This window comes from Telluria antibiotica (assembly GCF_011682055.1).
In the GTDB taxonomy this organism is placed as follows: Bacteria; Pseudomonadota; Gammaproteobacteria; order Burkholderiales; family Burkholderiaceae_D; genus Telluria; species Telluria antibiotica.
The window spans coordinates 315,209-321,368 of the sequence record NZ_JAAQOM010000007.1; the positions used below are offsets into that span (position 1 = coordinate 315,209).

Sequence of the window (6,160 nt, forward strand, 5' to 3'; positions counted from 1 at the left end):
ACAGGGCGTGCACCGGCAGCAATCAGCTTGGGTCAGATGGACCAGGATTGCCAGCGTCGCCACAGCCAGGCCTCATGGGCACCGGTTGGGTTGACGATGTGTTTTTTGGCGAAAAACATGGAGTAGATGGTTTAGGAGTTGGCTTTGTTATGAGCGCTGATCAGTTCAGCCGCTGCAAGTAGCGAATCAACTATACCATCGGAATTAATAGTTTGCACAGGTTTTCCGTGGTTGTAGCCATACGGGACCGACAACACGAAGCAGCCGGCCGCGCGCGCGGCTTCCGCGTCGTTGCTGGAATCGCCGATCGCCACGACGCGCGCCGGCGCCAGGTCGAAGTCGCGGCATACCTGCAGCAGCGGCATCGGATCGGGCTTCTTGCGGGGGAACGAGTCGCCGCCGTAGACCAGCTCGAAGAACTCCGTCAGTCCCTTCTTCGCCAGCAGAGGTAACGTGAAAGCAATAGGCTTGTTCGTCACGCACGCGAGGCGCAGGCCCAGCTCCTTCAGCGCCCGCAAACCCTCGATCACGTGCGGGTACAACGCGGCACGTTCGCCGTTGATGGCGAGGTAGTGGCGCTGATACGCGGCCATCGCATCGTCGAACACGGCGTCGATGCGGGCCGTGTCGAGGTCGAGGGCCAGCACGTCGCGGATCAGCTTTTCCGATCCTTTGCCGACCATCGGTTCGATGACCTGCTGGGTGATCGGCGCCAGGCCGAATTCCGCGCGCATGCCGTTCAGCGCGAGCTCGAAATCGGGCACGGTGTGCAGCATAGTGCCGTCCAGGTCGATGATGGCGGCCCGGATCGTGTCGGCGCCGTGCTTCATCAGGCGGCCTTCCTGGCGACGGTGGCCAGCTCGGCGCGCATCGCGTCGATGACGGCCTTGTAGTCCGGCTTGCCGAAGATGGCGGAACCGGCCACGAACGTGTCGGCGCCGGCTGCGGCTGCTTCCGCGATGTTGTCGGCCTTGATGCCGCCGTCGACTTCCAGCAGGATGTCGCGGCCCGATTCATCGATCATGCGGCGCGCGAGCGCGATCTTCTTCAGCGCTTCCGGGATGAACGACTGGCCGCCGAAGCCCGGGTTCACGGACATAATCAGGATCATGTCGATCTTGTCCATCACGTGGTCCAGGTGGTGCAGCGGCGTGCCCGGGTTGAACACGAGGCCGGCCTTGCAGCCGTTGTCGCGGATGAGCTGCAGGGTGCGGTCGATGTGTTCCGACGCTTCCGGGTGGAAGGTGATGATGTCGGCGCCGGCCTTGGCGAAATCGGGGATGATGCGGTCGACGGGCTTGACCATCAGGTGGACGTCGATCGGCACCTGCACGTGCGGACGGATGGCCTGGCACACCAGCGGGCCGATGGTCAGGTTCGGGACATAGTGATTGTCCATCACGTCGAAGTGGATGATGTCGGCGCCGGCGGCGACGACGTTGCGCACTTCCTCGCCCAGGCGGGCGAAGTCGGCGGACAGGATGCTGGGAGCGATGCGGTAGGTGGTCATGGTGGCAGCAGGCTTGCTTGAGACAAAGCCATCATTGTACGCCGATGTGACGCTGCGGACACGGTGGCCGGCCCATCCTTCCGGGGCGGCGCCGCGCTTTCGGCAGGCGTTGTATCATGTTCGCCACCGTCACTTTTGCCAATTCAACAAGGAACACCGATGCCCGTCTACGATTTCGCGATCACCGTCAGGACGCAGTACCTGCCGGAGCAATCCCACCCGGACCGGACGCAGCACGTGTTTACCTACACCATCACGATCAAGAACACGGGCTCCGTCGCGGCCCAGCTGATCTCGCGCCACTGGGTGATCACGGACGCCAACAACAAGGTGCAGGAAGTCAGCGGGCTGGGCGTCGTCGGCCACCAGCCGTTGCTGCAGCCGGGTGAGCAATTCGAGTACACGAGCGGCACGCAGCTCGAAACGTCGCAGGGGTCGATGGTCGGCGAGTATTTCTTCGTCGCCGAGGACGGGCACCGGTTCGAGGTCAAGATCCCGGAATTCGTGCTGTCGCTGCCGCACGCCCTCCATTGACGGCTTGAGCCGGTCAGGCGTCGGGCGTATCGTTATTCTTCGTGGCGGGCGGGCGCTCAGGTTTGCGTCCGGCGAACATCGTCCACCACACGATGAAGACGAGCAGGAACAGGGCCGTGCCGGCTTCCAACATCAGTATCCACATCCCGTATGCCTCCTATGTTTTCGACACGCCGCAGTGTACCCCCTTTATTGACCGTCGTCGCCTTGCTGGCCGCCTGCACGACGCCGCAACCGCCGCAGCCGCGCCCCCAGCCGCAGCCGCCGATCAAGATGCCGCCGCCCGTCGGGCCGGTGACCGTGCCGCCGACCCAGCCGCCGGCGCAGCCGCAGCCGGCGCCGCCGTCCGCGCCGCTGTTCACGCCCGTGGCGTTCGACGCGCTGCCCGGCTGGCAGCAGGACGACCTGCGCCAGGCCTGGCCCGCGTTCCAGGCCTCGTGCCGCGCGCTGGGCGCGAAGCCGGACTGGAATACGCCTTGCGCCGCGGGCAAACGGGTCGACCCGGCCGACGGCACCGCGATCCGCCAGTTCTTCGAGACCTATTTCGTGCCGAACCTCGTGCGCGCGCCCGATGGCGCGGACGCGGGCCTGATCACGGGCTACTACGAACCGATGCTGCGTGGCGCGCGGCGACGCGGCGGCGCCTACCAGACGCCGTTGTATAAGGTGCCGGACGACCTGATCACCGTGGACCTGGCGAGCGTCTATCCGAGCCTGAAGGGCATGCGCCTGCGCGGACGCCTCGTCGGCAAGACGGTCGTCCCGTACGGCACGCGCGCCGAGATCGAGCGCGCGCGCATCCCGGGCAAGGAGCTCGTGTGGGTCGACGACCCGGTGGAGGCGTTCTTCCTCGAGGTGCAAGGCTCCGGCCGCGTGCAGCTGGACGACGGCGAGACGGTGCGCATCGCGTACGCGGACCAGAACGGCCATCCGTACAAGGCGGTCGGCCGCTGGCTCATCGACAAGGGCGAGCTGGCGCCGGGCGAGGCGACGGCGCAGGGCATCCGCGCCTGGATCGCCGCGCATCCGGAGCGCCGCCAGGAACTGCTCGACGTCAATCCGAGCTATGTCTTCTTCCGCGAAGAGCGCCTGCCCGATCCGTCGGTGGGGCCGAAGGGCGCGCTGGGCGTGCCGCTGACACCCACGCGCTCCGTCGCCGTCGACCCCGGCTTCCTGCCGCTGGGCGTGCCGCTGTTCCTGTCGACGACGGAGCCGACCGGCGACGTGCCGCTGCAGCGCCTCGTGATGGCGCAGGACACCGGCGGCGCCATCAAGGGTGCCGTGCGCGCGGACTTTTTCTTCGGTTTTGGCGAACAGGCGGCGGACAACGCGGGCCGCATGAAGCAGCGCGGCCAGATCTGGGCGCTGCTGCCGCGGCCTGCGTTGTCCGCCGCGCGTTGATCACTGCCTGATCCGGTGCCGGCGAGTCAGCCGGTAGGGTGGGCACCCTGTGCCCACGCGAACGCGGCATACCGCGTACATCACTGCCTGATCCGGTGCAGCCGGGTACCGAACAGCGTGGTCATGGTCAGCAGCAGCGCGCCTGCCGCAACGACCGTCAATCCGCCACGCACGCCGAGCCACTCCGCCAGCGCGCCGGCACCTGCCGCGCCGATGGGTGCCGTGGCCACGGTCATGAAGCGCATCGTCGACGTCATCCGGCCGAGCAGCGCATCCGGCGTGACGCGCTGGCGCAGCGCGAGATAGGGCAGGAAGAACAAGGTGCCGCCGCAATCGAGGCAAAACACGACGGCGGCATAGGCGGCCGTCGTGAAGCCGCGGCTGCCCAGCAGGTCGCGCGGAATCGCCGGCATCAGCATGAAGCCGAGGCACGAAATGCACAGGCCCGTCGCGATGGCGCCGCCGGAGCCGAAGCGCCGCGTCAGCGGTTTCAATAACAAGGAGCTCAACAGGACACCGAGGCCGCCCAGCATCTGCGCGGTGCCCATCAGGCCGGGCGACATGCCCAGCACGCGCGTCGCGAACAGCACGTACAGCGCCGTGTAGCCGTAGAACAGCAGGTGCCAGCTGGCGGACGTCCACGCCAGCAGGCGCAGCACGGGCTGGCCCCACACGAATTTCAGACCCTCGACGACGTCGCGCAGCACGTGCGCCTGCGGCGGTTCCGGTTGCGGCTCGCGCGTACGAATCTGGCGCAGATTCCACAGCGAGACGGAAAAGCCGGCCACATTGCACAGGATCGCGACGGGGGCGCCCAGCGCCTGCACGAGCAGGCCCGCGATGCCCGGGCCGAGCAGGCGCGATGCGGATTCTGTCGCACCCAGCTTGGCCTGCGCATCGATCAGGCCATCGCGGCCGACGAGGAAGGTCAGGAAGATCTGCTCGGCGCTGCCGCCCACGACGAAACCGGCACCCAGCATGAACTGGACGGCATACAGCCAGTGCACGCTGAGCCACCCCTGCCACCACGCGAGGGGCACGGTGGCGAGGCTCAGCGCCACCATCGCATCGCTGCCCAGCATGACGGGCAGGCGCCGGCTGCGGTCGAGCAGGACGCCCGTCGGCAGCGAGAACAGCAGGAACGGCAGGGAGCCGAAGGCGGCGAGGGTGCCCATCTGCGCGGGCGTCGCGTGCAGCAGCAGGGCCGCGCAGATGGGCAGCGCGAGCAAGGTGATATGGGCCCCGAAATTCGTCAGGGTGCTGCTGGCCCAGAACCGGCGAAAGTCGACGTTGCGCAGCTGGCGGTCGGCGGCGAGGCTGTGGAGGATGGCGATGGGGGACACGGATCGATGATAGCAAAACGATAGTTGCCGTATACGTCATGTGCGTCGTTCAGGCGCTACAATCCGGGTTCATCTTATTAAAGGGGGCCCCATGGAATATGCAGACCTGTTGATCGAACACCACGACAAGGTGGTCGTGATCCGCCTGAACCGTCCGAAGGCGATGAACGCCCTCAACGACAACATGATGAACGAGCTGGGCGACGCGCTGTATAAATTCGACGCCGATCCCGCCATCAACGTCATCGTCCTCACCGGCAGCGACAAAGTGTTCGCGGCGGGCGCCGACATCGCCGCCATGGCCAACTATACGTATGCCGATACGTACCCGGGCAATTACATCGGCCGCAACTGGGAGCACATCCTCAACGTGCGCAAGCCCGTGATCGGTGTCGTGGCCGGTTATGCGCTGGGCGGCGGTTGCGAACTCGCGATGATGTGCGACTTCCTGATCGCCTCCGAGACGGCCAAGTTCGGCCAGCCGGAAATCAAGGTCGGCGTGACCCCGGGCGCCGGCGGCACGCAGCGCCTGCCGCGCGCGATCGGCAAGGCCAAGGCCATGGACATGCTGCTGACGGCGCGCATGATCGACGCGGCGGAAGCGGAGCGCACGGGCCTCGTGTCGCGCGTCGTCCCGGCCGACCTTGTGATGACGGTGGCGCTGGAAGTGGCGGAAACGGTCGCGGCGATGCCGGTGTCGGTGGCCATGCAGATCAAGGATTCGGTCAACCGCGCGTTCGAGACGACGCTGACCGAGGGCGTCCGCTATGAGCGCCGCTTCTTCCACGCCGGGTTCGGCACGCCGGCGCAGAAGGAGGGGATGGCGGCGTTCCTGGAGAAGCGCAAGCCGAATTTCGAAGGGATGTAATTTTTCCACAGCCCTTGCGCGGGCGCGGACGGTTTTGCTATAGTTCGCGTCCTGCTTCTGCGGCGCACGACATCGAACAGATTGAACGCACTGTAGAAAACGAAGAGTTGACGAGTTAAGTGAAACACTGCATAATCTCGCTTCTCTGCTGCTGACGAACACAACGATTCGCAAGCGCAGCAAGGCAGTACCGAATACGAGTTCTTTAACAATAAACAGTCGATAAGTGTGGGCGTTTGATGAGGTGCCAGTATCGTTTCGGCGATACTGAATGCTTAAATTATCAAATGTTCACGCAAAAGAAATACGTTGCTCAGCAATGAGTGACGGTCAGTATTTTGAGTGAGCGACATGCTACGAAAGTAGCAAAAACAGGAATTAAACTGAAGAGTTTGATCCTGGCTCAGATTGAACGCTGGCGGCATGCTTTACACATGCAAGTCGAACGGCAGCGCGGGGCAACCTGGCGGCGAGTGGCGAACGGGTGAGTAATATATCGGAACG

Annotated in this window: 7 protein-coding genes and 1 rRNA gene; 4 read left to right on the plus strand and 4 right to left on the minus strand. The window is 65.1% G+C overall.

Translation table 11 applies throughout. The features are described from left to right. Window positions 1-131: 131 nt before the first annotated feature. Together HAV22_RS13950 and rpe are read right to left on the minus strand one after the other, a co-directional pair. Complete coding sequence (locus tag HAV22_RS13950) at window positions 132-830, minus strand: phosphoglycolate phosphatase (protein WP_166859675.1); 699 nt, start codon at window positions 828-830, stop codon at window positions 132-134. After that, complete coding sequence (gene rpe, locus HAV22_RS13955) at window positions 830-1,510, minus strand: ribulose-phosphate 3-epimerase (RefSeq protein WP_166859676.1); 681 nt, start codon at window positions 1,508-1,510, stop codon at window positions 830-832. The genes HAV22_RS13950 and rpe overlap by 1 nt, the downstream gene beginning before the upstream one ends. A 159-nt stretch (window positions 1,511-1,669) precedes the next feature. Between rpe and apaG the strand changes: the two genes are divergently transcribed. Further along, window positions 1,670-2,044 (plus strand): Co2+/Mg2+ efflux facilitator ApaG/CorD, encoded by a 375-nt coding sequence (gene apaG, locus HAV22_RS13960; protein ID WP_166859677.1) that lies wholly within the window; start codon window positions 1,670-1,672, stop codon window positions 2,042-2,044. Between the two features lie 13 nt (window positions 2,045-2,057). Here the strand turns inward: apaG and HAV22_RS31520 are convergent, their stop codons facing one another. Further along, window positions 2,058-2,189: a hypothetical protein gene (locus tag HAV22_RS31520; protein WP_267874774.1), complete on the minus strand. Its 132-nt coding sequence runs from the start codon at window positions 2,187-2,189 to the stop codon at window positions 2,058-2,060. A gap of 14 nt (window positions 2,190-2,203) precedes the next feature. Between HAV22_RS31520 and mltA the strand changes: the two genes are divergently transcribed. After that, window positions 2,204-3,445: a murein transglycosylase A gene (gene mltA, locus HAV22_RS13965; protein WP_166859678.1), complete on the plus strand. Its 1,242-nt coding sequence runs from the start codon at window positions 2,204-2,206 to the stop codon at window positions 3,443-3,445. A gap of 80 nt (window positions 3,446-3,525) precedes the next feature. Here mltA and HAV22_RS13970 read toward each other — a convergent pair whose 3' ends face one another. Further along, on the minus strand, window positions 3,526-4,788 hold the full coding sequence (locus tag HAV22_RS13970) for an MFS transporter (protein ID WP_371869651.1): 1,263 nt from the start codon (window positions 4,786-4,788) through the stop codon (window positions 3,526-3,528). A 91-nt stretch (window positions 4,789-4,879) separates the two neighbouring features. On the opposite strand from HAV22_RS13970, the gene HAV22_RS13975 reads away from it, so the two are divergent. Then, window positions 4,880-5,656: an enoyl-CoA hydratase gene (locus tag HAV22_RS13975; protein ID WP_166859679.1), complete on the plus strand. Its 777-nt coding sequence runs from the start codon at window positions 4,880-4,882 to the stop codon at window positions 5,654-5,656. Window positions 5,657-6,036: 380 nt separating this feature from the next. Further along, a 16S ribosomal RNA gene (locus HAV22_RS13980) occupies window positions 6,037-6,160 on the plus strand; the annotation flags it as partial.

Excerpts from the sequence above, each read along its gene's own strand:
- HAV22_RS13950 (WP_166859675.1), bottom strand. The coding sequence starts at position 830 with ATGAAGCACGGCGCCGACACGATCCGGGCCGCCATCATCGACCTGGAC.
- rpe (WP_166859676.1), bottom strand. The coding sequence starts at position 1,510 with ATGACCACCTACCGCATCGCTCCCAGCATCCTGTCCGCCGACTTCGCC.
- apaG (WP_166859677.1), top strand. The coding sequence starts at position 1,670 with ATGCCCGTCTACGATTTCGCGATCACCGTCAGGACGCAGTACCTGCCG.
- HAV22_RS31520 (WP_267874774.1), bottom strand. The coding sequence starts at position 2,189 with ATGTGGATACTGATGTTGGAAGCCGGCACGGCCCTGTTCCTGCTCGTC.
- mltA (WP_166859678.1), top strand. The coding sequence starts at position 2,204 with ATGTTTTCGACACGCCGCAGTGTACCCCCTTTATTGACCGTCGTCGCC.
- HAV22_RS13975 (WP_166859679.1), top strand. The coding sequence starts at position 4,880 with ATGGAATATGCAGACCTGTTGATCGAACACCACGACAAGGTGGTCGTG.